The sequence below is a fragment of the Mesorhizobium sp. CNPSo 4661 genome (genome assembly GCF_057784215.1).
The window spans coordinates 1-22,231 of record NZ_JBWGIO010000034.1; the positions used below are offsets into that span (position 1 = coordinate 1).

Here is a 22,231-nt window from a genome sequence, read left to right on the forward strand (position 1 = left end):
CTCACGAAACGTGATCCGCCAAAGTCTCGTTCGAACCAATTACCCCTGGCGGAGTAAGAGGCTCAGCAGGACTCTGCCGCCCACGTTTCTCTTTCTTCAATATTCAATTGTCAAAGAACAGACATCACTTCACGCAATGTCGTGGCCCGCATCGCTTTTCGGCTTCGGGCCCGTCCGAGTGTCGCTCACGCGGCTCTCTTGAATTTCGTAGAGGGCAGATTTAGAAGCAAACTTCTTCGTCGCCAGCGGCGCACCGCCCTCGTTCGTGGGGCGTATATAGTCGCCACCCGATCGACCTGTCAACAGCCAAGATCGCTCTTTTTTCGATTTCTCGTGGAGATATCCACGAAGGCAAAAATCGTGAGCTGGCTTGGTTCAATTTTGGCCGGCGGCCCGTTGCCAGGCCATCCCGGCGATAGCGGCCACAACCGCTCCGCCGAGCGGGATGCTTTCAACCGAAATCGTCTCTGCGGCGCTTAGCCGAATATCGACCGCCACGGCCGCCTGAACGTCGGTTTAGAGCCGCTCTTCGAGCAATTCAGGCGTAATGCTCCGGCCGGCGTAGAAGATGCCCAGGATCAGCACACGTTCGCCATCGACGGTGAAAACGATACTGACCGCGCGACGATAACCGACGATCCGCAGCCCCGGCATGATCTCCACCCGCTCGGTGCCGCGCTGTGGAAAACTCGACAAGCCCAGACAATGATCGCGGATGCCGACGACAAAATCCCAGGCAACCGCCGGCGACGCACGCCCGGCTATATCGTCATAGAGCTGTTCGAGCTCGGCTTCCGCGCTCGCGTGGAAGACAACCCGGTATTCCATCCCCTACTTGGCTTTCGCCTGCCGCGCGCGATGACGGGCCTCCATCCGGGAGAACACCGTTTCAGCGGGGATTCCCTTTGCCGGATCCTGCTGGAGCTCGGCCATGCGAGACGGGATTTCCTCGCGCAGCCACTTCTCTCGCTCCGCCTCAAAATCCTCGAGCATACGCAGGCCGGCGCGGACAACCTCGCTGGCATTGTTGTAGCGGCCCGACTCGAGCTGCTTCTTGATGAAGCGCTCGTAATGATCGTTCAAGGCATAATTGGGCATGGGGAACCTTCCCGGGATATATGGGACCGCGCGACAGATATAGCAATAGATAGCAAAAATTAGCAGTTTGGTTGATTCGATTCCAATTCACCCGATGCGATTCGGCGAAAGATCCAACCGTAGCCGAATCGGCAGCGATCAAAATGCCGGGTCGAGACGCCGGCGTCCGATCGAGGGTCGCCAGGCGGCCTATTCCACGATCCCTGCTCTCTCCAATCTTGGCGTGTGGCCCGAACAACCACGTCGCCCGCATCGACCCTGTATCGGCCTCTTTCATTGACCCGAGCCTGCGCTCCATTGATTTGGACAACATAGTCCCGGGGTGGAACCGGGTCGCCACGACCGAGATGCAGGGCATGCTCTCAAGCTGCAACGAGATCAGTTCGGGCTTGAGTGTGTTGGCGACACCGGCAAATCCGAAGTCCCTTGCAGACCCGTTCCACGCCTCTTGGAGTCAAACCGTTCTAAGGGCGGATGTACGGGCCTCGTCGACCTGGAGCAGGCCAGGCTCGTCGGCCTCGACCAGAACCACCTTGTAGACCGTCTCGGCGTCCTCGCGGCTCAGCCAGCCGCGATTTACGGTCGCGGCCACCCGCTTCGGATCGCGCTTCAGCGGATCGCCGTAACCGCCGCCGCCGCAGGCGGTGAATTCGATCCTGGCGCCGTCCTCGATCGTCTCCTCGCTGAAGGCCGGCAGCACGATCTTTTCGCCGGCGCGGAGCTTGATCGTCTCGCTCTCCTTACCGTCGCCCCCACCCAGCACGCCGCGCGGCGGGAAGCTGGTGCCGTCGGCCGCGTAGACAATCGTCATGTCGTGGTCGAGCGGATAAAAGACGCCGCCGGTCGCCGGCGCGCCCTCGAACTCGCCGAAGCCCTGCGATCCGGGCAGCACGCCACGGCGCTCGATGACGATCGGATACATCGACTCGTCGACCTCGACCGAGTCGAGTTGGATGAGGCCGGCATTGGCCGGACCGCAATAGGTCAGCCAGCCGTCGAAGCCGTGGCGGGCGCCGCCGCCGGCATAACCGACGAAGACCTGGTTGACATAGGACTTGCCGTGCTTGAACGGGTCCGCGCCGGAGATGACGCCGACGCCGGCCGGCAGGTGCGAGCCGCTCTCGGCCTGACCGTAAGGCGCGCCCATGCGCGAGAAGACGCAATTGCCGGCGATCATCAGCCGGTCGTTGACATTGGTGGTGGCGACCGAGGTGCCGACCGGATATTTCGGCTTGCCGACGACGCTTCCCTCGCGCAACAGCACCTTGATCTGCGACTTCGCGCCCTCATTGTGGGGAATGCTTTCGTCGAGATTGTTGAAAACGCCGATGCGGCAGGAGCCGGTCGCGGTGTTCTCAGACAGGTTAAGGCCGCCCGGCACATTGTCGATGTTGTCGCGCACGTCGACGACGATCTCGCCCTTCTCCGGATAGACATTGATCGTCACCTTGACCGGGATGCCTTCGTCGGCGACGCCCGGCACCGGGTCATGGCGAGTCTCGTAGCTGTAGCTGCCGGCCGGCAGCTTGGCGATCGCCGCCTTGGCGCAGCGCGCGCCGTAGTCAAACCAATCCTCGACGAAACCGAGAATGGTGTCGCGGCCGTAGCGCGCGAACAACTCGCTGATGCGGCGCTCGCCGGTGCGGCAGGCGCCGATCTGCGCGCGCACGTCGCCCAGCCACATGTCCGGCACGCGGTTGCGCATCGTGCCGATGCGCAGGATGTCCTTCTTCTCCTCGTAGTTCTGCGCGACGCGCACGCAAGGGAAATGCATGCCTTCCTCGAAGATGTTCTTGGCGAAGGGCAGATAGGTCGACGGCACTGGCGCGCCGGTGTCGGCGTGGTGCGACAGCGCCACGACCCAGAACAGCGGCTCGCCCTCGAAGAACACCGGCATCGCCATGATCAGGTCGGCATGGTGCGTGCCGCCGGTGTAGGGGCAGTTGTTGAGGAAGATGTCTCCCTGCGTGATGTCGTCGAACAGGTCGGTCAGCGGCCGGGTCGCCATGTCCATAGACATGACGTGGATCGGCAGGGCGTCCTCGACCGAGACCAACCGGTGATCGTAGGTCAGGATGGCGCAGGAGAAGTCGCGCGCGTTCTTGATCACCGCCGAGCGGCTGGCGCGCATGACGACCAGGGTCATCTCACGCACGATCGCCTCGAAGCGGCTTTTCAGCACTGACATCAGGAAGGGGTCGACACGGCGTTCAGTGACGACGTCGAGTTCGAGCCTGTTGATGGAGTCCATGGGTCGTTCTCTCACGTGATTGTGGAACTAGGCGATGTTGACGACGAGATTGCCGTAACGGTCGATCTGCCCTTGATGCTGGTCCTTGAGATAAGCCGTGAAGGTCTCGGCTTCGACAAGGCAGGGGCCGGCAAGCTGCGCGCCGGCACGTAGCTGCGCAAGTTCGTAGACGGGCACCGTTTCGACACGGCCGCTCTCCTGCTGGTAGATGCCGCGCCTGGCCTTCAGGTCGATGGCGCCGACCTGATCGGGCAGCGTGTTCTTCTGCCAGATGTCTTGGCCGGAGCGCTTGCCGATGGCGCGCAGCTTCCACGCCGTGAACTCGACGACGTCGTTGTCGGCGCGGATCGAATAGATGCGCTCATGCATCTTGTGGAAGGCCTCGACCAGACCCGGCAGATCGCTCTCGGACACCATCCCGTCCTTGGCCTCGAAAGGCACCTCAATCTCGAAGGACTGGTATTCGTAGCGACCGAGGAAGGAGAATTCGAACTGGCGGTTTTCCGCCGCGACGCCGGCTTCGGCGAGAAAATTGTTGCCGGCCTGTTTCAGGCGCTTCAGCGCATCGTTGACGCCGGCAACGTTGAAGTCGGCATCGGAGGTGAGCAGCACCGCGCTCTCTTCCGAGCGGATATCGGAGATCAGGCCGCCGAAAGCGCTGAGGCCGGCCATGAAGCGCGGCACCATGTAGCGCTTCAAGCCGAGGATGTCGGCCATCTCGGCGATGTGGATAGCGGTGGCGCCGCCGCCGCAGACGAAGAAGGAGTCGCGCGGATTGATGCCTTCGCGCACGGTGATCTCCTCGATCGCCGCCACCATGTTGTGGTTGCTGGTGGTGTAGATCGCGTAGGCCGCTTCCTCGCGCGTCACACCGAGCCGCGCGGCAATCTTGTCGACCGCGGCCTCCGCCAACTCGCGCTTCAGCTGCATCTTGCCGCCGAGGAAGTAATCCGGATCGACGATGCCGAGCACGACATTGGCGTCCGTCACGGTCGGCTCGGTGCCGCCCTGGCCGTAGCAGGCCGGGCCCGGCCGCGCGCCGGCGCTGCGCGGACCGACCTGCAGCAACCCGCCTTCGTCGACGAAGGCGATGGAGCCGCCGCCGGCGCCGACCGAGCGCACGTCGACCTTGGGGATGCCGAGCGAATCGTCATGGATCATACTGTCCGGCGTGACGATGATCTGGTGGTCGCGCAGCGCCGACACGTCGAAGGTGGTGCCGCCCATGTCGCCGACGATGATGTCGGGCTCGTCGGAGAGCGCCAGCGCCGCCATCGGCGCCAGCGTCGGGCCGGACATGACGCTGTAGATCGGCTTCCGGATCATGTCAGCCAAAGGCATCATGCCGCCGACGCAATTGGCCAGCAGCAGTTCGCCTTCGAAACCTTCCTCGTCGAGCGCCGTCTTCAGCTTCTCGATATAGGTGCGCACGATCGGATTGATCGAGGCATCGATCGCGGCCGCGATGATGCGTTTGTATTCACGCGGCATCGGGTTGATCTCGTGGCTGAGCGTCACCGGGATGCCGGGCAGCTCCTTCTCCAGGATCTCGCGCACGGCAAGCTCATGCGCCGGATTGACTACCGACCATAAGAGGCCGACGGCGATCGCCTCGACGTCCAGGCCGCGGAACTCGGCGGCGGCCTTGCGCACGTCATCCAGCGAAAGCGGCGCAAGCTCGCGGCCGCGCGCGTCGATACGGCCGGCGACGGTCTTGGTGAGATGCCGCGGCACATAGGGATCGGGATAGTTCAGCCGCCACTGGAAGGCGCCTTTGCGCGGACCTTCGCGCAGCACCAGTATGTCCTGGTGACCGGCGGTCAGGATGAGGCCGACCTTGACCGTCTTGCGCTCGACCAACGCGTTGGTGGACACGGTCGAACCGTGCACGATGAGGTCGATCTCTCTCATGAAGTCGGCGCCGCTCAGGCCATAGCCCTCGGCCGCAACATGCAGCACGTTGATGAAGCCTTTTTCGAATTCGCCCGGCGTCGTCGGCGACTTGAAGATGGCGATCTCGCCCTTGCTGTTCGAGACAAGGCAGTCGGTGAAGGTGCCACCGATATCGATGCAAACTTGATAGGCCATACGAGCTTCCCGAAGGGTTGGAGTATCAGCGCCTGGCTTCGTCGCGATTGACGATCAGGCTGACGATGATGATGACGCCCAGGCAGATCTGCTGCAGATAGCCGTCGATCTGGACGAGGTTCATGCCGTTGGAGAGCACGGTGACGAACAGCGCGCCGAGCACGGCGGCGCCCACGCCGCCCTCCCCGCCCGACAGCCGAACGCCGCCGACGACAGCCGCCGCGATTGCTTCCAGCGTGAGATTGCCGCCGAGATTGGGCTCGCCCGAGCCGGTGCGCGCGGTGAGCAAAAGGGCGCCGAGCGCTGCCAGCAGCGCGCAAAGCACGTAGGCCAGCACCAGCACCGGCACGGTGCGGATGCCTGCCGCCACCGCCGCCCTGGGATTGGCGCCGATGATGTAGAGGCTTCGACCGAAGCGCGTCGCCTTGAGCGTCAGGAACAGAAGCACGAACGCCAGCGCGGCGATCCAGATCGGCATCGGAATCGAGAGCGGCGATCCCTGCGCGAACTCGGCGGTGAGGCCCTTCGGCAAGCCGGTGACTGGGAAGCCACCGCTGATCGTCGAGGCGAAGGCCAGCACCATATTGGCCATTCCGAGCGTCGTCACCAGCGGGTTGATGCCGATGCCGGCTACCAGCACGCCGTTGGCGAGGCCGATCGCGCCGGCGATTAGCACCGCGGCGCCGACGCCATAGAGGATCGAGGCATCGCCGCCGCCCATCGCCACCATCGCCATCGAGGCGGCGACGCTGACCAGCGAGACGGTGTAGCCGAGAGAAAGGTCGAAGCCGCGGGTCAGAAGCACCATGGTCTGCGCCATGGCGAAGATCGCGAGATAGCTCGCCTGCAGCGCGATGTTGCGGAAATTGCCGAGGGACAGAACACGCGGCTCGACCAGGCCGAACAGGATGAGGACAACGACAATGGCGATCGGCAAACGCGCGGCGCGCAATAACTCTTTCAGCGAAAGGCCGGAGCTCTGAGCCATCGGTTGTGTCTTGGCCTCCATGCTCATGACTGCCGCTTCCTCAGCAGAAGCCGTTCGATGGCTAAGGCTATGATCAAAACCGCGCCGAGCACCAGCGTCTGGTACTTGCTGTCGACCTGCACCAGGTTCATCGCGTTGGCGATGACCGACAGGAACAGCGCCGCAAGCGCCACCAGTTCCGCGCGGCCGACGCCGCCGCGCAGCGAGACGCCGCCGATGACGGCAGCGGCAATGGTTTCGAGCGCCAGGGTTCCGCCGATCGTCGACTGGCCGGAGCCGAGCCGCGACGTCATCAGGAAGCCGGTGAGCGCGGCGAGCAGGCCGGCAAGCATATAGGCCACCATCAGCGTGCGGCCGGTGGAGACACCCGACAGGCGCGCCGAGCGCTGATCGCTGCCGACCGCATAGATGTGGCGGCCGAGCGCCGTGAAGCGCTGCATGACGATGCAGGCGGCAAGCACCGCCAATCCCACCCAGAGCACGATCGGCAGGCTGAGGAACTGGCCGCGTCCGACATTGGCAATGAAGGAGTCGGCCACGCCATAGATCGGGATGCCTTGCGTGAAATAGAGCGCGATGCCCATCAGCACCGACATCATCGCCAGCGTCACCATGAAGGGCGAGAGCGAGAAGGTCGCCACAAGCCCGGCATTGACCAGCCCGACAAGCGCGCCGGCGCCGAGCGCGATGACCAGCGAGGCAAGGATGACGACCAGCTCCATGCCCGGGAAATAGCCGCTGCCGACAAGCATCACGGCAGCCGTCACCACCGAGGTCGCCGCCACCACGGCGCCGACGGAGAGGTCGAAGCCGCCGGCCGTCATCACCAGCATCTGCGCCAGCGACGGGATGAGCAGCAGCGCGAAATTGCGCATGACATTGAGCAGGTTGAGCCGGTTGAGGAAGCGTGGCTCGATCAGCGCGGTCGCGACCACCGCCACGACCAGGAACGTGATGACGATGCCGCCTTGCATGAGGAAGCGGTCGAGCCGGCTCGCGCGATGCGATGGCGCGTTGGCAACGGTCATGGTCGCCGTTTCCGAGCTCATGCGCGACCTCCGAAATAATGCGACAGGACCTGGGCTTCGCTGAGCTCATCCTGTGCAAGCTCGGCGACCACCTTGCCTTCATGCATGACATAGACCCGCGAGGCGAGATTGATCAGCTCCGGCAATTCGGATGTCGAGACCACGACCGAGGCGCCGGCCTCGACCAGCGACTTGATGAGATTGTAGACATCGGCCTTGGCGCCGACATCGATGCCGACGGTCGGTTCGTCGAACAGGTAGACGTCGAACGGCTTCATCAGCCCGCGCGCCAGCATCAGCTTCTGCTGGTTGCCGCCGGAGAAGGCGGACGCCTTGCGCTCAGGCGCCATGGGCCTCAGCGCCAGATTGGCGAGCGGCGTCTTGATCGTCTCGTTCTCGCGCCAGAATTTCAGCACCGGCCCGGACGACAGTTCCGGCAGGTCGAGCGAGCTCATGGTTGCGTTCTCGCGCGCCGAGCGTGCCAGCGCCAGGCCCTCCGAGCCGCGATCTGCCGGGAAATAGCAGACATTGGCGGCAAGCATCGACGTCGGCGTCGGCCGCTCGACCGCCTTGTCGCCCAGCATGATCGCGCCGGCCTCGACGGTCTCGAGGCCGAAGACGGCGCGGCAGAGTTCGCTGCGCCCGCAGCCGACGAGACCGGCCAAGCCGACCACCTCGCCCGCGCGGGCGATAAAGGAAGCGCCGATGACGGAGTGCTTTTCCGTCGTGAGATCCCGCACTTCGAGCCTGACTGCGCCGGGCTTGTGCTCGATCTTCGGAAAAAGCTGGTCGACGGGACGGCCGACCATCATCTCGATCAGCCCCTCGTCCGAAATCTCGGCGGTGACGACCGTGCCGATCTTCTTGCCGCCGCGCAGCACGGTGACGCGGTCGGAGAGATTGCGGATCTCGCTCATACGATGCGAGACATAGATGATGCCGACGCCGCGCGCCTTGAGCAGCACCACGGCGTTGAACAGTTTCTCCGCCTCGCCGTCGGTGAGCGACGCGGTCGGCTCGTCGAGGATGAGCACCTTCGGCCGCATGCGCAGCGCCTTAGCGATCTCGACCATCTGCTTTTGCGCGCGCGATAGGAATGCGACCTTCTCGTCGAGCGGCAAATGGAAGCCGAGGCTATCCAGCAACTCGGCCGCTGCCTGGCGCATCTGCTTGCGTTTCAGGAACAGCCCGGATGACTGTTCCCGGCCGAGGAAGATGTTTTCGACCACGGTTAGGTCCGGAACCAGGCTGAATTCCTGGAAGACCGCGGCAATGCCGATCTCTTGCGCCACCTGCGGCGTCAGGCTGGTGATGGTACGGCCATTGATGCGATAGACGCCTTCGGCCCAGGGAAACGTGCCGGCAATGAGATTGATGAGCGTCGACTTGCCGGCGCCATTCTCGCCAAGCAATGCATGGACCTCGCCCTCGTTGAGGGAGAAGTCGACATTGTCGAGCGCGGCTACGCCTCGGAATCTCTTGGTGAACCCTGTAACTTGCAGCATCTCGTCCAAAGGCCCCAAAGCCGGCAAGAGCAATTCGAGTAAACTGCGCGGCGGTTTTGCCCGGAATTGCATCAAGTCGCCTGACCGCCTTCTGCAAGGCGGTCAGGCCGGGAGGATCGCGATCCAATCGCGAGGCTGAAGGCCGCGCCGGCGGCCACGTTACTAGTCGACCGAGAACACGGGGCGCCAGTTGTCCGGCGCGAAGATCTGGGTCGTGTCGATCTTGTCGACATTGTCCTTGGTAACGATGCCGGGGGCAACCAGCAGGACCTTTTCGTGATCCTTCTTTTCCAGGGCGCGGACCGCGAGGTCGACGCCGATGCGCCCCATGATGACGGGATATTCGGTGGCGAAGCCCAGCACCGAGCCGTCCTTGACGGCCTTCAGCATGGTCTGGTTCTCATAGGAGGACATGATCGTCACGTTGCTCAGGCCGGCGTCGGCGACGGCACCGATCGCGGCTTCCGCCGTCGGCGCGCCGCCCCAGATGACGTTGACGTCCGGATGGGTCTGCAGCGCATCCTCGACCAGCTTGAGCTGCGCCGGCACGCTGGCCTCGCCGAACATTTCGCCGACCAGCTTGATGTTGCCGCTCTTGGTGCTGTCACGGAAGCCGTTCATGTAGGTCTCGGCCCAGCCGCTGCCCTGCGGACCCGGGAATGCAACCGCGGTGCCCTGCTTGTCGCCGAGAAATTTCTTCACAGACTCGCCGGTCTGAAAACCCTTCTGGTAGAAATCGGGCGTGATGCGGGCGGTGATCGGCGTCTCCAGGATCGGATTGGCGACGGCGATGTTGACGATGCCCTTGCCCATGCCTTCGTTGATCTTGGCGGCCATGCCGGCTTCCGAGATCGCCGAGATCAGGATGGCGTCGGCGCCCGCGGCGACGCAGTCGTCATATTGCGAGATCTGCTTCGGCAGCGCGGTGTATCCACCCGCCTGCAGCACCGTCACCTTGACGCCCAGGCGCTTGGCCTCCTCGACGATGCCGTAGTCCACCGACACCCAATAGCTGTCCTGCAGATGTGGGAAGAGCACGCAGAGCTTCCAGGGCTTCTCCGCCTTGTCGAGCGGCTTGTATTCGATCTCTCCGACCTTCTTGAGGTCGCCATCCTTCGCCGAGGCGATCTTGAACGGCCACCAGTCGGCGGCATGCGCCATTCCGGCCGACAGCACCGTCGCCGACAGCGCCAAAGCCAGCGTCTTCTTCAATCCACTCATATCAGTCTCCCATTTGAACAGCTGCCCTTGGAGGGCCTGGAGTTTCTACTCGATCGACCGGTTAATCCCGGTCAGTTTTGTATCCAATCTGCCACTTCTTCGTCGGCATTTCAAACTTCAAAATGCGGAATTTCGTACAAATGTATCCATTCAGCTCTTTTGGATCGCGCAACTCACAACTTACATCTTATATCTTATGTGTCAATGCGCGCGATAGGCCGCGCGCCCGACAGGGCGTTTCGACTGCTCTAGGCTGGCTCAGCCCTGCGCCCGAACCTGCGGCAACGCGGCGTCGAGCGAACGCTCGAACGCATCGACCAAAGCGTCGACCTGCGCCTCGGTGATGATCAACGGCGGACAGAAGGCGATGGCGTCGCCCATATTGCGCGAGATGACGCCGTTCTGCTGCAGGAAGCCGTTGACCAGCGCGCCGAGCGCCGCCGGCTTGCCCCAGGGCGCCTGGCTTGCCTTGTCGGCGACGAGCTCAACGGCCGCGATGAGGCCGACGCCGCGCACCTCGCCGACCAGCGGATGCGAGGCGAGCTTGCGCAGCCTTGCCTGCAGATGCGCGCCGACCTTGCGCGCGTTGCCGACGAGGTCGCGCTCCTCGATCAGCTTGATGTTCTCCAGCGCGACGGCCGCGGCGACCGGATGACCGCCACCGGTGAAGCCGTGGCCGAAGGTGCCGATGCGGTCGCTCTCGTCGGCGATCGGCTCGAACACCTTGTCATTGATGACGAGCGCCGAGATCGGCAGGTAGGAGGACGAAATCTGCTTCGACAGCACCAAGATGTCGGGCTTGATGCCGAAGGTCTGCGAGCCGAACATCTCGCCGGTGCGGCCGAAACCGCAGATCACCTCGTCGGCCACCAGCAGGATGTCGTATTTCGACAGCACCGCCTGGATCTTTTCCCAATAGCCGGCAGGCGGAACGACGACGCCACCGGCGCCCATGATCGGCTCGCCGATAAAGGCGGCGATCGTTTCAGGCCCCTCGGCAAGGATGAGCTTTTCCAGATCGTCGGCGAGCCGCGCGGAGAACTGTTCCTCGCTTTCGCCGGGTTCAGCGTCGCGCCAGTGATGCGGCGTCGACGTGTGCAGGATATTGGCGATCGGCAGGTCGAAGGAGAGATGGTTGTTGGGCAGGCCGGTCAGGCTCGCCGAGGCGATGGTGACGCCATGATAGCCGCGCTTGCGGCTGATGATCTTCTTGCGCGCCGGCTGGCCGAGCGCGTTCGACCGATACCAGATCATCTTGATCGCGGTGTCGTTGGCCTCGGAACCGGAATTGGTGAAATAGGCCTTGCTCATCGGCACCGGCGCCATCTGAACCAGTTGCTCAGCCAGGTCGATCAACGGCGCATGCGCCTTCGAGCCGAAGTCGTGATAGAAGGGCAGCTTCGACATCTGCCTCGTCGCAGCATCCACCAGTCGCTTTTCCGAGAAGCCGACGGCGACGCTCCACAACCCCGCCATCGCCTCGATGTAGCGATTGCCGGCAATGTCCTCGACATAGATGCCATCGCCCTTTTCGATCACCAGCGGCCCCGTCTCCTGGTGCTTGCGGGCGTTGGTGTAGCCGTGCAGGTGGTAGCGGATGTCGCGGGCTTCTGGGGAATTCGGTCTGGCGTCCATGACGGCTCCTGTCTGCAGGCATCCAAGCGGGAATTGCCCTGCCTCCCCTCGTCCAAGGGGTCGCAGTTCCCTCTTGCATTATGCTGTTTGATGCATCATGTTTCTTATAAGATATACTGTCAAGCTCTTTTGGGCCGGCGGCCAAAAACGGGACGGGAACGGCATGGCGAGCTTCAGCTTCGAAGCGCTCGAGCGCGAAAACCTCGGCGAGACCGTCTATGCGCGCGTCGCCGAGGCGCTGATCAAGGGGCGTTTCGCGCCGGATGCCAGGCTGACCATCCGCGACCTCGCCCAGTCGCTCGGAACCAGCGTCACGCCGGTGCGCGACGCGATCCTTCGCCTGATCCAGGACGAGGCGCTGGTGCAGAAATCGGCGCGCGAGGTGCGCGTTCCCATCATCACGCTGGAACGCTATCGCGAGATCCGCCAGATCAGGCTGAAGCTTGAAGGTCTCGCCGCGCGCGAGGCCGCGCTCAAGGCGACGGCCAGGGATATCGAGCGGCTGCGCGATCTGATCGCCCGCAACGAGCGCGCGATCGCCGACAGGAACTGGACCGAAGGGCTGGAGCTCAACCAGACATTCCACTTCGCGCTTGCCGACATAGGCGACATGGTGGTGCTGCGCGGCATCCTTAACCGGCTCTGGCTGCAGATGGGTCCGCTGATCGCGGAATCCTATCATGAAGGCGGTCGCGCCATGATCGACAATCACCACGCGGTGCTCGCCGCGGTCGAAAAGAAGGATGCCGATGCCGCCGAACGTGCGATCATCGCCGATATCACCGAGGGTGGAAACGTGATTCTCGAACGGCTGCTCGGCAGGCGCGCTGCCGACACGGCCAAGGCAGGCTGAGAATGGAACAGATCGACTGCATCGTCGCCGGCGCCGGCGTCGTCGGTCTTGCGATTGCGCGCAAGATGGCCGCGCGCGGCCTGGACACGCTGATCCTCGAGGCGGCGGATGCTATCGGCACCGAGACGAGCTCGCGCAATTCGGAAGTGATCCATGCCGGCATCTACTATCCGCAAGGATCACTGAAGGCCCGGCTCTGCGTCGCCGGCCGCGACATGCTCTACCGCTACTGCGCGGAACGCGCGATCCCGCATCGCCGCTCGGGCAAGCTGATCGTCGCGACCGACGGGGCCCAGGAACCCGTGCTTGCCGCGATCCGAGCCGGCGCCGCGGCCTGCGGCGTCGACGATCTGCGCTTCGTTTCCGCCGCTGAAGCGCAGACCCTGGAGCCGGCGCTTCATTGCACCAAGGCGCTGCTCTCGCCCTCCACCGGCATCATCGACAGCCACGCCCTCATGCTCGCCCTGCACGGCGACGCCGAGGAAAACGGCGCCATGCTGTCGCTCAACACGCGCATCGTTTCGGGCCGCATCGATGCCGGCCGCATCGTGCTCCAGACAATGGACACGGCAAGCGGTGAAGGTTTCGAGATTGCTACGTCGCGCCTCATCAACGCGGCCGGCCTTGGCGCCGTGGCGCTGGCGGGCTCGCTCGAAGGCTTCGGTCGGCAGGTCTTGCCGACGCTTCGCTACGCCAAGGGCAATTACTTCTCGGTGGCGGGCCGAGCGCCCTTCTCGCGGCTGATCTACCCCGTGCCCGAACCGGGCGGGCTTGGCGTTCACCTGACGCTTGATCTCGGCGGCACGGCCCGGTTCGGGCCGGACGTCGAATGGACCGACACGCTCGACTACCGCGTCGATCCGGCACGCGGCAAACGCTTCTACGATGCGATCCGCAAATACTGGCCGGATCTGGCCAACGACAGCCTGCAGCCGGCCTATAGCGGCATTCGGCCGAAACTCTCCGGTCCGGGCGAAGAAAACAGCGACTTCGTCATCCAGGATGCGACGACCCATGGAAGCGCCGGCCTGGTCAATCTGTTCGGTATCGAAAGTCCCGGCCTGACCTCCAGCCTGGCCATTGCCGAACATGTGACGCGCATCCTCGCGCCCGAGGCGGACTGACAAGGCTGACGCGCGGTATCGAGGGCCGATCGCATCGCGCGCCTCGGCCAGAGACTGGCATATCCACTTAATGTATCCAATGATAATGAATATAGGCAATTTTCGCCTTTTAAAAGGCACGATACGTCTCTATCGTATCCAATAAGCTTCTCAAACCGGCCACCAGCGCGCCAGGAAGTACGATGCCCGACTACGCGACATTGGCCCCGTCAGCCCCCTGGCGCGAGCTCCACACGACACGCGCCGACTGGGATGACGCCGATCCGGCCGTGCTGAAATCGATGCTGGTTTCGGCCCATCTCATCCGTGCCTTCGAGGAGAAAGTCCTGGAACTTGCCGGCCAGGGACTGGTGCATGGTCCCGCCCATTCCGCGGTCGGCCAGGAAGGCGGCGCCGTCGGCTCCGCCGCGTTGATGCGCGCAACCGATCAGATCAATGGATCCCATCGCGCGCATCATCAGTTCCTCGCCAAGTCGATCCGCTATGTCGCGCCCACGGGATTGGCGCCCGCCGACGATTTCTCGCCGGCCATTCGCGGCCTGGCGCAAAGATCGCTGGCCGAGATCCTCGGTCTCGCGCAGGGTTTCTGTCGCGGTCGCGGCGGCTCGATGCACTTGCGCTGGGCCGAGGCCGGCAATCTCGGCACTAACGCGATCGTCGGTGGCGGCGTGCCGCTGGCCGCGGGCGCGGCCTGGGCGCACAAGCGTGCCGGCAAGGGCGACGTGGCTTTTGCCTATTTCGGCGACGGCGCCGTCAACATCGGCTCGGTGCTGGAGACGATGAACATCGCCGCCGCCTGGAAGCTGCCGCTCTGCTTCTTCATCGAGAACAACCGCTACGCCGTCTCGACCCATGTCGAGGAAGCGACCGCCGAGCCGCGCCTGTCGGCACGCGGATTGGCCTTCGCCATTCCCGCCTGGAAAGTCGACGGCATGGATCCCCTCGCCGTCTATCTTGCGACGAAGGAAGCCATGGAGTTGATGCGCAATGGCAGCGGGCCAGCCATCATCGAGGCCGATGTCTACCGCTACTTCCATCAGAACGGCCCCCTGCCCGGCAGCGCCTTCGGCTATCGCGACAAGGCCGAGGAGGCGGCATGGCGCGCGCGCGACCCGCTCGACCGGCTGGCGAGCGAAATGGAACAGCGTCAGATCATCGGCAGCTCAGGCGTTGCCGCTCTGCGCGAACGCGCGCTTGCGCTGATGGCCGAGGTCGCCGCCGAACTCGTCGAGCAGGTGGAAGGCAAGAACCGCATCAAGCCGGCGCTCTGGCCGGACGAAGGTTTTCGCGACCACGGCATACGCAGCGATCTCTCCGAGCTATCCGGCCAGCGCACGGAGGAACTTGAAACCTTCGGCGGCGCGATCGCCGGCGACGCCAAATTTATCGATGTGGTGGCCAACGTCATGCAGCGCCGCATGACGACGGACGACCGCATCGTCATCATGGGCGAGGATGTGCACCGGCTGAAGGGCGGCACCAACGGCGCGACGCGCGGCCTTGCCGCCGCCTTCCCCGACCGGGTGCTCGGCACGCCGATCAGCGAGGCCGCCTTCACCGGGCTCGGCGGCGGCATTGCCATGGACGGCCGCTATATTCCGGTCGTCGAGTTCATGTATCCGGACTTCATGTGGGTGGCGGCCGACCAGGTCTTCAACCAGATCGGCAAGGCGCGCCACATGTTCGGCGGCGATATCGACGTGCCGCTGGTGCTGCGCACCAAGGTTGCCATGGGCACCGGTTACGGTTCGCAGCACTCCATGGACCCGGCCGGCATCTTCGCCACCTCGCCCGGCTGGCGCATCGTCGCCCCCTCGTCCCCCTTCGACTATGTCGGGCTGATGAACAGCGCGCTGCGATGCAAGGATCCGGTGCTCGTCATCGAGCATGTCGATCTCTACAATTCCACCGGCCCGGCGCCGATCGACGACCTCGACTACTTCATCCCGCTCGGCAAGGCCAAGGTCGTGCGCCAGGGCACGGCGATGACCCTCCTGACCTACCTCGCCATGGTGCGCCCGGTGCTCGAGGCGGTCGAACGTCTCGGCGTCGACGCCGAGGTCATCGACCTGCGCTCGCTCGATCGCGCCGGGCTCGACTGGCAGACGATCGAAGCCTCGATCCGCAAGACCGGCAATGTGCTGGTGGTCGAGCAAGGCGCGCGCGGCACGTCCTATGGCGGCCTGCTCGCCGCCGAGATCCAGAACCGCTGCTTCGACTGGCTCGACCAGCCGGTCCAGCGCGTGCATGGCGGCGAGGCTTCGCCAAGCATTTCCAAGGTACTGGAGGCCGCCGCTTGCGCACGCCCCGCTGATATCGAGCGCGGCTTGCGCCAGGTCATGGCCGATCAGGGGCGGCCGCTGGGCTGAAAGTCAGGCCTTCGGATCGTCGCGCGGCGTCATGAAGCCGGCGGTCTCGCCGCCGTCGACGCTGAGCACCGCGCCGTTGACGAAGCCCGCGGCGGGAGAGAGCAGCCAGCCGACCGCCTCCGCGACATCTTCCGGTGTGCCGAGGCGCGCCGCAGGGATGCGCTTTTCCAGCCGCTCGCGGCGGCCGGGAATGGCAAGCGTCTTCGCCATCATCTGCGTGGCGATCTGACCCGGGCAGACGGCGTTGAAACGCACCTCCGAGCCATATTCGAGCGCCAGCGCTTGCGTCAGGCCGATCAGCGCCGCCTTGGAGGCGGTGTAGATCGCAAGCCCCTCCTCGCCGACAAGGCCGGCCACCGACGAGATCGTCACCACGGCGCCGCGCGCGGCCCGCAGACCCGAAAGCGCATGACGCGTGAACAGATAGGCCGAGGTGGTGTTGGCCGTCATCGTCCTGTTCCAATCGTCGAGCGTCGTCTGGTCGAAGGCGGCGCGCCCGCCGGCGCCGGCATTGTTGACCAGGCCGGCGATACGCCCCTTGCCAAGCTCCAGCGCGATCTCGGCCGCGCGCTTGCAGTCGGCCTCGCTGGTCGCGTCGCCGGCGGCGAAGATGGCGCCGGGGACCGCGGCGATCACATCATCGGCGGCGGCCCGATCGCGCCCGGTGAAGACGACCCGCGCGCCATCCGCCGCCAGCCGTTCGACGCAGGCGGCGCCGATGCCGCGCGTGCCGCCAGTCACCAGGAAAACGCGTTGTGTTTGCGCGCTCATGCGGCCGTCTCATAATTGACCGGCGTGCAGAGCGGACCTTCCCTGTGCGCGGCCCAGTAGAGATCGTGGATGCGATTGGTGATCGGGCCGGGCTTGCCGTTGCCGTAGATGCGGCCATCGAGCACCGTCACCGGCATGATGCCGCCGGCAGAGCTCGAGATGAAGATCTCGTCGGCCTCGCCCAATTCCTCGATCGGCAGCGGCCGCACCTCGCAGGTCACGCCTGCTTCGCCGGCCAGCTCGATCACCGTGCGGCGCGTCATGCCCTCGAAGACGCCGCGCTCCGGCGTGGTGATGACGTTGTGCTTCACCGAAAAGATATTGAAGCCCGCGCCTTCGGTGACATTGCCCTTGCCGTCGTTGAGCACGGCGACGATGGCGTCGTTGTCGTAGGCCTCGAAGATGCCCATGGTGAGATCGAGCCAGTGGAAATTCTTGATGCGCGGATCGAGCGATTCTGGCGGGATGCGCTGCACCGAGCTCACCACCATCTTCAGCCCGTCGCGGCGTTGCTCGTCATTGGCGATCCAGACGAAAGGCTGCGCGAAAGCGTAGAGCCGGTTCTGGCAGAGCCTGGGATCGCGGGTGCCGGCCGGCGGCACGCCGCGCGTGCAGGTCATCTGTACATAGGCATCGCGCAGCCCGCTCCGGCGCACGCATTCGACCAGGATGTCGGCTATCTCGGCCTTCGACAGCGGCAGGCTCATACGCAGGCCGCGCATCGAGGCCAGGAAGCGCTCGATATGGTCGTCGAGCCTGAAGAAGCGGCCCTTCCAGACATGGGTGACGTCATAGGTCGCATCGGACCGCACGAAGCCTCGGTCGGTAATCGGAATGGCAGCCTCCGCGAGCGGCATATAGCTGCCATTGACATAGGCTATGCCCAACGCCGGATCGTAAGCGGTCGTGTCTGTCATGAAATCCTCCACAGATGCCAAATCTATTATTGGATACAATCCGGCGAATTTATTCAGCCAGATCCGCTAATTTTCTTGCCAATTGCCACATGTTGGATACGGTCATGGCGGATTTTAGATGCCGGACAAGCAATGCTTCATGAAACCAGCCATGCCCGCAACGGCCTTCCGGGCCTGCGCGGCACTGATCATATCGGCTTCACCGTTCCCGATCTGGACGAAGCCGTCCGTTTCTTCGTCGAGGTCATCGGCTGCGAGCCCTTCTATGAGCTCGGACCTTTCCGGTCCGACGGAGACTGGATGGAAACCCATCTCAACGTCCATCCGAGAACCGTGATGAAGCGGCTCAAATTCCTGCGCTGCCGGCACGGCTCCAATTTCGAGATCTTCGAATATTCCGCTCCCGACCAGGACGGCGTCCAACCCAGGAACAGCGATGTCGGCGGGCATCATCTCGCCTTCTATGTCGACGATATCGGCGAGGCCGTCGCCTATCTCAAGGCGCGGGGCGTGCGCGTGCTGGGCGAGCCGACGGTGCGCACCGAGGGGCTGAGCGCCGGTCAGAGCTGGGTCTATTTCCTGAGTCCTTGGGGGATGCAGCTTGAGCTGGTCTCGTTCCCGGCCGGTAAGGCCTATGAGCGGGAGACAAAGCGCCGCCTCTGGCATCCGGCCAACCCTCATTTGTGAGCGGCTGGTTCGTGCCGATTCCCACCCGCTCGCCGATGCACTAACATCCTGGGGATCAACACCATGCGGGGAACTGAGATCATGACCGGCAGACGCGCAAGCGGCGGAACCGAGGGCAACGGCGCCGCCCTGGCCAGCGGTCGCGTCACGGATGCGCTGCGCGACGCCATCCTGTCGGGGCGGCTGCGGCCGGGCAGCCGCATCCGCCAGGAGGAGCTCGCCGAAGAATACGGCATCAGCCGCATTCCGGTGCGCGAGGCGCTGCGGCAGTTGGAAAGCGAGGGGCTGGTCATCCTCGTGCCCAACAGCGGCGCCTGGATTTCCAAGCTCGATCGCGCCGAATGCATCGAGATCTACAAGATCCGCGAGCGCCTGGAGCCGCTGGCGCTTTCCGAAAGCAGCGCCAACCTTTCGCCCGAAACGCTTGCGCGCCTGGAAGACCTCGTCTCGCGCATCGAAGCCGCCGGCAGCATCGACGAGTTCCTGCAACTCGACCGCGAGTTCCATCTCCTGAGCTATGAAGGGGCGCGCATGCCTCAGCTCGCCCAGATGATCCACAAATTCTGGAATACCACCCAGCAATACCGCCGCGCTTTCGCCGCTTCGGTCGGCAAGGCCGGCATGGCGGCGGTGCATCACGAGCATCGGCTGATCCTCGAGGCGCTGAAGCGGCGCGACGGCGAACAGGCCGGCCTCATCCTCTACGGCCATATCCGCCGCACCCGCCTGCAGCTCGAACAGCACACGGAGATGTTCGCCTAACCCAGTCGGAAGACACTAGAATCCCGCCTGGCTGATGAACTTGGTGACGAGATAGGCTTCCAGCGCTTCCGAGCCGCCTTCGGAACCATAGCCGCTGTCCTTCACGCCGCCGAACGGCACCTCCGGCAGCGCCAGGCCGAGATGGTTCATCGTCAGCATGCCGGTCTCGATCTCGGCGCCAAGCTCGGTCGCCGTCTTCAGCGAGCGGGTGAAGGCATAAGCCGCGAGCCCGTAAGGCAGGCGGTTTGCCTCGGCCACCGCCTCGTCGAACGTCGCGAACGGCATGACCAGCGCCACCGGCCCGAACGGCTCCTCGTTCATGATGCGCATGCCGGGGCTGAGATCACTGAGCACGGTCGGCTCGAAGAAGGCGCCCTTGTTGCCGATGCGCTTGCCGCCGGTCGCGACGCTGGCGCCCTCGGCCACCGCTTCGGAAATCATCGCCTCGACGGCCTGCAGCCGCCGTTCATTGACCAACGGCCCCATGCGGGTGCCCTCAGTCAGCCCGTCGCCGACCTTGAGAGCGCGCGCATGGCCGACGAGCTTGTCGACGAACGGCGCGTAGGATGCCTCCTGAACCAGGAAGCGTGTCGGCGAGACGCAGACCTGGCCGCCATTACGGAACTTGGCTGCCGCCAGCAGGCTTGCCGCGTTGTCGAGGTCGGCGTCGTCGAAGACGATCGCCGGCGCATGTCCGCCGAGCTCCATGGTCACGCGCTTCATATGCTGGCCGGCGAGCGCCGCGAGTTGCTTGCCGACCGGCACGGAGCCGGTGAAGGACACCTTTCGGATCACCGGATGCGGGATCAGGTTGTTCGAAATCTCCGGCGGGTTGCCGAAGACGAGATTGAGCACGCCGTCGGGAAGCCCGGCATCCTTGAAGGCGTCGGCGAGGCAGGCGGGCGACGCCGGCGTTTCTTCCGGCGGCTTGACGATGATCGAGCATCCGGTGGCCAGAGCGGCCCCGATCTTGCGGATCGTCTGCGACACCGGGAAGTTCCACGGCGTGAACGCCGCGACCGGCCCGACCGGCTCACGCATGACCAGCTGATGGACGTTGCCGGCCCTCGCAGGCACGATGCGCCCATAAGTGCGGCGCCCCTCCTCCGCGAACCAGTCGAGGATATCGGCAGAGGCCAGCACCTCGATCGTCGCCTCGCTCAGCGGCTTGCCCTGTTCGAGGCTGAGCAGGCCGGCGATCCTGCCGGCGCGCTCGCGCATAAGCCGCGCGGCCTCACGGATCACCTTGCCGCGTTCGAAGGCCGAGACCTTGCGCCAGATCCTGAAGCCGCGTTCGGCTGCCGCAAGCGCCCGGTCGAGATCGGCGGCGCCTGCCATGGCAACCGAGCCGATGACTTCATCGGTGGCGGGATTGCGAACCTCGACAGTCTTGCCGCCGTTCGCCGGTCCCCACTTGCCGTCGATGAAAAGCCCGACTTCGGGATACATGCTTTTGTCCAGTCTGATGGTGATTGTCATGGCAGCCAAGCCTCAGAGCGAGAGGCTCTCCCTTGTGTCTTCGATGGCGAGGAAAAGCGCGCGGACCAGTTCGTCGATCTGGTCCGGCTCGATGATGTAAGGCGGGCAGAGCGCCAGCACGTCGCCCATGTTGCGCAGGATGATGCCGCGTTGCCTGCAGGCGCGTTCGACTTGAGCGCCAACCCTGGCCTCGGCCGGAAAGCCCTGTTTCGTGCGCCGGTCGGCGACCAGCTCGACGCCGGCCAGCAGGCCGACGCCGCGGACCTCGCCTACCATCGGATGATCGGCAAGCGCGTTGCGAAGCGCTGCCAACATCTGCGCGCCCAGCGCCCGAGCGCGGCCGACGACATCGATCTCGTGATAGATGCGTAATGCCTCAGCGGCGACCGCCGAGGCGACGGGATGGCCCGAATAGGTGAAGCCGTGGCCGAAGACGCCGTTCCGGTGTCCCTCGTCGGCGATCGACTGATAGAGCGCATCCGACACGACCACCGCCGCGATCGGCATGTAGCCCGACGACAGGCCCTTGGCGACCGAGAACATGTCGGGCTTGAAATCGAAGGTTTGGCTGCCGAACCAGTTGCCGGTACGGCTGAAGCCGCAAACCACTTCGTCCGCCAGAAGCAGGATGTCATGCTTGTCGAGCAGCTTGCGCAGCTTGGGGAAGTAACCTTGCGGCGGCACGATGACGCCGCCCGCCCCCATCACCGGCTCGGCGATCATGGCGGCGATCGTGTCTGGCCCGGCTACCAGGATCATCCTCTCCAACTCGGCGATCAGCCGGTCGGCGAACGCCTCCTCGCTCTCGCCCTCCCGCCCTTCGCTGTAGAAATGCGGCTTGCCGGCATAGAGGATGTCGTCGGTGTTCATGCCGAACGAACGGTGCATATGCGGCAGGCCGCTCAGCACCGCGCCCATCACCGTGCTGCCATGAAAGGCGCCGTTGCGGCTGATGATGCGCCGCTTCCCGGGCTTGCCGCGCGCCGCCTGATAATACCAGGCGAGCTTGATCATGGAGTCGTTGGCTTCGGAACCTGAATTGGCCAGGAATATCCTGCAGTCCGGAATCGGCGAGACCGCCGCGAGTTGCTCGATCAGGTCGATACAGGGCTCGTTCGAACGGTGATTGAACGTATGATAGTTGGCGAGCTTGGCGAATTGGGCAGCCGCAGCGGCGGCCAATCTCTGATCGTTGAAACCGAGCGACGCCGTCCACAGGCCGGCCATGCCTTCGATATAACGGTTTCCGGCATCGTCGCGGACATAGACTCCGTCGCCGCCGGAGATGATCAGCGGCCCATCCTGCTCGTGCCGCCGCGGATCCGTCTGCGAATGCAGATGCAGGCTTATGTCGATTGCCCGAGCCGAATTATGCAGCATTTCCTGTTCCCTAAGGCGGACGATTGTTCTTGCGGCCCAATCAAATATCTTATAACTTATAGGTTGTCGAGGGTC

General features: G+C 64.3%; 18 protein-coding genes. 5 read left to right on the plus strand and 13 right to left on the minus strand.

What is annotated here, in order from left to right:
• Positions 1 to 516: 516 nt before the first annotated feature.
• The 9 genes from AC0YKC_RS31435 to AC0YKC_RS31475 all read right to left on the minus strand — a co-directional run bounded on the left by AC0YKC_RS31435 (position 517) and on the right by AC0YKC_RS31475 (position 11,814).
• Positions 517 to 828: a type II toxin-antitoxin system RelE/ParE family toxin gene (locus AC0YKC_RS31435; protein WP_488513865.1), complete on the minus strand. Its 312-nt coding sequence runs from the start codon at positions 826 to 828 to the stop codon at positions 517 to 519.
• A gap of 3 nt (positions 829 to 831) precedes the next feature.
• Positions 832 to 1,098 carry a type II toxin-antitoxin system ParD family antitoxin gene (locus AC0YKC_RS31440; protein WP_488513867.1) on the minus strand — a complete coding sequence of 89 codons (267 nt, stop codon included), beginning with the start codon at positions 1,096 to 1,098 and terminating at the stop codon, positions 832 to 834.
• A 454-nt stretch (positions 1,099 to 1,552) separates the two neighbouring features.
• On the minus strand, positions 1,553 to 3,349 hold the full coding sequence (locus AC0YKC_RS31445; protein WP_488513868.1) for a hydantoinase B/oxoprolinase family protein: 1,797 nt from the start codon (positions 3,347 to 3,349) through the stop codon (positions 1,553 to 1,555).
• Positions 3,350 to 3,376: 27 nt separating this feature from the next.
• Entirely contained in the window at positions 3,377 to 5,437 is a 2,061-nt protein-coding gene (locus AC0YKC_RS31450) for a hydantoinase/oxoprolinase family protein (RefSeq protein WP_488513869.1), read from the minus strand.
• Between the two features lie 25 nt (positions 5,438 to 5,462).
• The gene (locus AC0YKC_RS31455; protein ID WP_488513870.1) at positions 5,463 to 6,452 is read right to left on the minus strand and encodes an ABC transporter permease; all 990 of its coding nucleotides are present in this window, start codon (positions 6,450 to 6,452) and stop codon (positions 5,463 to 5,465) included.
• A complete protein-coding gene (locus AC0YKC_RS31460; RefSeq protein WP_320298823.1) occupies positions 6,449 to 7,474 on the minus strand; it encodes an ABC transporter permease in 1,026 nt (341 codons plus the stop codon). Before AC0YKC_RS31460 ends, AC0YKC_RS31455 begins: the two co-directional genes overlap by 4 nt.
• A complete protein-coding gene (locus AC0YKC_RS31465; protein ID WP_320298824.1) occupies positions 7,471 to 8,958 on the minus strand; it encodes a sugar ABC transporter ATP-binding protein in 1,488 nt (495 codons plus the stop codon). The genes AC0YKC_RS31460 and AC0YKC_RS31465 overlap by 4 nt, the downstream gene beginning before the upstream one ends.
• Before the next feature lie 162 nt (positions 8,959 to 9,120).
• Positions 9,121 to 10,179, minus strand: coding sequence for a TMAO reductase system periplasmic protein TorT (torT, locus tag AC0YKC_RS31470; RefSeq protein WP_488513871.1), 1,059 nt, complete (start codon positions 10,177 to 10,179; stop codon positions 9,121 to 9,123).
• A gap of 258 nt (positions 10,180 to 10,437) precedes the next feature.
• Complete coding sequence (locus tag AC0YKC_RS31475) at positions 10,438 to 11,814, minus strand: aspartate aminotransferase family protein (protein WP_488513872.1); 1,377 nt, start codon at positions 11,812 to 11,814, stop codon at positions 10,438 to 10,440.
• Between the two features lie 163 nt (positions 11,815 to 11,977).
• On the opposite strand from AC0YKC_RS31475, the gene AC0YKC_RS31480 reads away from it, so the two are divergent.
• The 3 genes from AC0YKC_RS31480 to AC0YKC_RS31490 all read left to right on the plus strand — a co-directional run bounded on the left by AC0YKC_RS31480 (position 11,978) and on the right by AC0YKC_RS31490 (position 16,160).
• Positions 11,978 to 12,667 carry a GntR family transcriptional regulator gene (locus AC0YKC_RS31480; protein WP_488513873.1) on the plus strand — a complete coding sequence of 230 codons (690 nt, stop codon included), beginning with the start codon at positions 11,978 to 11,980 and terminating at the stop codon, positions 12,665 to 12,667.
• A 2-nt stretch (positions 12,668 to 12,669) separates the two neighbouring features.
• Positions 12,670 to 13,791: an NAD(P)/FAD-dependent oxidoreductase gene (locus AC0YKC_RS31485; protein WP_488513874.1), complete on the plus strand. Its 1,122-nt coding sequence runs from the start codon at positions 12,670 to 12,672 to the stop codon at positions 13,789 to 13,791.
• 182 nt (positions 13,792 to 13,973) lie between these two features.
• Entirely contained in the window at positions 13,974 to 16,160 is a 2,187-nt protein-coding gene (locus tag AC0YKC_RS31490) for an alpha-ketoacid dehydrogenase subunit alpha/beta (protein WP_488513875.1), read from the plus strand.
• A 3-nt stretch (positions 16,161 to 16,163) separates the two neighbouring features.
• On the opposite strand, the gene AC0YKC_RS31495 is transcribed toward AC0YKC_RS31490, so the two are convergent.
• Together AC0YKC_RS31495 and AC0YKC_RS31500 are read right to left on the minus strand one after the other, a co-directional pair.
• Complete coding sequence (locus AC0YKC_RS31495) at positions 16,164 to 16,931, minus strand: SDR family NAD(P)-dependent oxidoreductase (RefSeq protein ID WP_434724128.1); 768 nt, start codon at positions 16,929 to 16,931, stop codon at positions 16,164 to 16,166.
• Positions 16,928 to 17,848 carry an aminotransferase class IV gene (locus AC0YKC_RS31500; protein ID WP_488513876.1) on the minus strand — a complete coding sequence of 307 codons (921 nt, stop codon included), beginning with the start codon at positions 17,846 to 17,848 and terminating at the stop codon, positions 16,928 to 16,930. The genes AC0YKC_RS31495 and AC0YKC_RS31500 overlap by 4 nt, the downstream gene beginning before the upstream one ends.
• A gap of 132 nt (positions 17,849 to 17,980) precedes the next feature.
• Between AC0YKC_RS31500 and AC0YKC_RS31505 the strand changes: the two genes are divergently transcribed.
• Together AC0YKC_RS31505 and AC0YKC_RS31510 are read left to right on the plus strand one after the other, a co-directional pair.
• Positions 17,981 to 18,535 (plus strand): VOC family protein, encoded by a 555-nt coding sequence (locus AC0YKC_RS31505; protein WP_488513877.1) that lies wholly within the window; start codon positions 17,981 to 17,983, stop codon positions 18,533 to 18,535.
• A gap of 81 nt (positions 18,536 to 18,616) precedes the next feature.
• Positions 18,617 to 19,297 (plus strand): GntR family transcriptional regulator, encoded by a 681-nt coding sequence (locus AC0YKC_RS31510; protein ID WP_488513878.1) that lies wholly within the window; start codon positions 18,617 to 18,619, stop codon positions 19,295 to 19,297.
• 15 nt (positions 19,298 to 19,312) lie between these two features.
• Here the strand turns inward: AC0YKC_RS31510 and AC0YKC_RS31515 are convergent, their stop codons facing one another.
• Both AC0YKC_RS31515 and AC0YKC_RS31520 read right to left on the minus strand, forming a co-directional pair.
• Positions 19,313 to 20,746 carry an NAD-dependent succinate-semialdehyde dehydrogenase gene (locus AC0YKC_RS31515; RefSeq protein WP_488513879.1) on the minus strand — a complete coding sequence of 478 codons (1,434 nt, stop codon included), beginning with the start codon at positions 20,744 to 20,746 and terminating at the stop codon, positions 19,313 to 19,315.
• Positions 20,747 to 20,788: 42 nt separating this feature from the next.
• Positions 20,789 to 22,156 (minus strand): aminotransferase, encoded by a 1,368-nt coding sequence (locus AC0YKC_RS31520; protein ID WP_488513880.1) that lies wholly within the window; start codon positions 22,154 to 22,156, stop codon positions 20,789 to 20,791.
• Positions 22,157 to 22,231 lie beyond the last annotated feature (75 nt).

Bases quoted from the DNA above. Each gene is read 5' to 3' on its own strand.
- AC0YKC_RS31435 (WP_488513865.1), bottom strand. From the start codon at position 828: ATGGAATACCGGGTTGTCTTCCACGCGAGCGCGGAAGCCGAGCTCGAA.
- AC0YKC_RS31440 (WP_488513867.1), bottom strand. From the start codon at position 1,098: ATGCCCAATTATGCCTTGAACGATCATTACGAGCGCTTCATCAAGAAG.
- AC0YKC_RS31445 (WP_488513868.1), bottom strand. From the start codon at position 3,349: ATGGACTCCATCAACAGGCTCGAACTCGACGTCGTCACTGAACGCCGT.
- AC0YKC_RS31450 (WP_488513869.1), bottom strand. From the start codon at position 5,437: ATGGCCTATCAAGTTTGCATCGATATCGGTGGCACCTTCACCGACTGC.
- AC0YKC_RS31455 (WP_488513870.1), bottom strand. From the start codon at position 6,452: ATGAGCATGGAGGCCAAGACACAACCGATGGCTCAGAGCTCCGGCCTT.
- AC0YKC_RS31460 (WP_320298823.1), bottom strand. From the start codon at position 7,474: ATGAGCTCGGAAACGGCGACCATGACCGTTGCCAACGCGCCATCGCAT.
- AC0YKC_RS31465 (WP_320298824.1), bottom strand. From the start codon at position 8,958: ATGCTGCAAGTTACAGGGTTCACCAAGAGATTCCGAGGCGTAGCCGCG.
- torT (WP_488513871.1), bottom strand. From the start codon at position 10,179: ATGAGTGGATTGAAGAAGACGCTGGCTTTGGCGCTGTCGGCGACGGTG.
- AC0YKC_RS31475 (WP_488513872.1), bottom strand. From the start codon at position 11,814: ATGGACGCCAGACCGAATTCCCCAGAAGCCCGCGACATCCGCTACCAC.
- AC0YKC_RS31480 (WP_488513873.1), top strand. From the start codon at position 11,978: ATGGCGAGCTTCAGCTTCGAAGCGCTCGAGCGCGAAAACCTCGGCGAG.
- AC0YKC_RS31485 (WP_488513874.1), top strand. From the start codon at position 12,670: ATGGAACAGATCGACTGCATCGTCGCCGGCGCCGGCGTCGTCGGTCTT.
- AC0YKC_RS31490 (WP_488513875.1), top strand. From the start codon at position 13,974: ATGCCCGACTACGCGACATTGGCCCCGTCAGCCCCCTGGCGCGAGCTC.
- AC0YKC_RS31495 (WP_434724128.1), bottom strand. From the start codon at position 16,931: ATGAGCGCGCAAACACAACGCGTTTTCCTGGTGACTGGCGGCACGCGC.
- AC0YKC_RS31500 (WP_488513876.1), bottom strand. From the start codon at position 17,848: ATGACAGACACGACCGCTTACGATCCGGCGTTGGGCATAGCCTATGTC.
- AC0YKC_RS31505 (WP_488513877.1), top strand. From the start codon at position 17,981: ATGCTTCATGAAACCAGCCATGCCCGCAACGGCCTTCCGGGCCTGCGC.
- AC0YKC_RS31510 (WP_488513878.1), top strand. From the start codon at position 18,617: ATGACCGGCAGACGCGCAAGCGGCGGAACCGAGGGCAACGGCGCCGCC.
- AC0YKC_RS31515 (WP_488513879.1), bottom strand. From the start codon at position 20,746: ATGTATCCCGAAGTCGGGCTTTTCATCGACGGCAAGTGGGGACCGGCG.
- AC0YKC_RS31520 (WP_488513880.1), bottom strand. From the start codon at position 22,156: ATGCTGCATAATTCGGCTCGGGCAATCGACATAAGCCTGCATCTGCAT.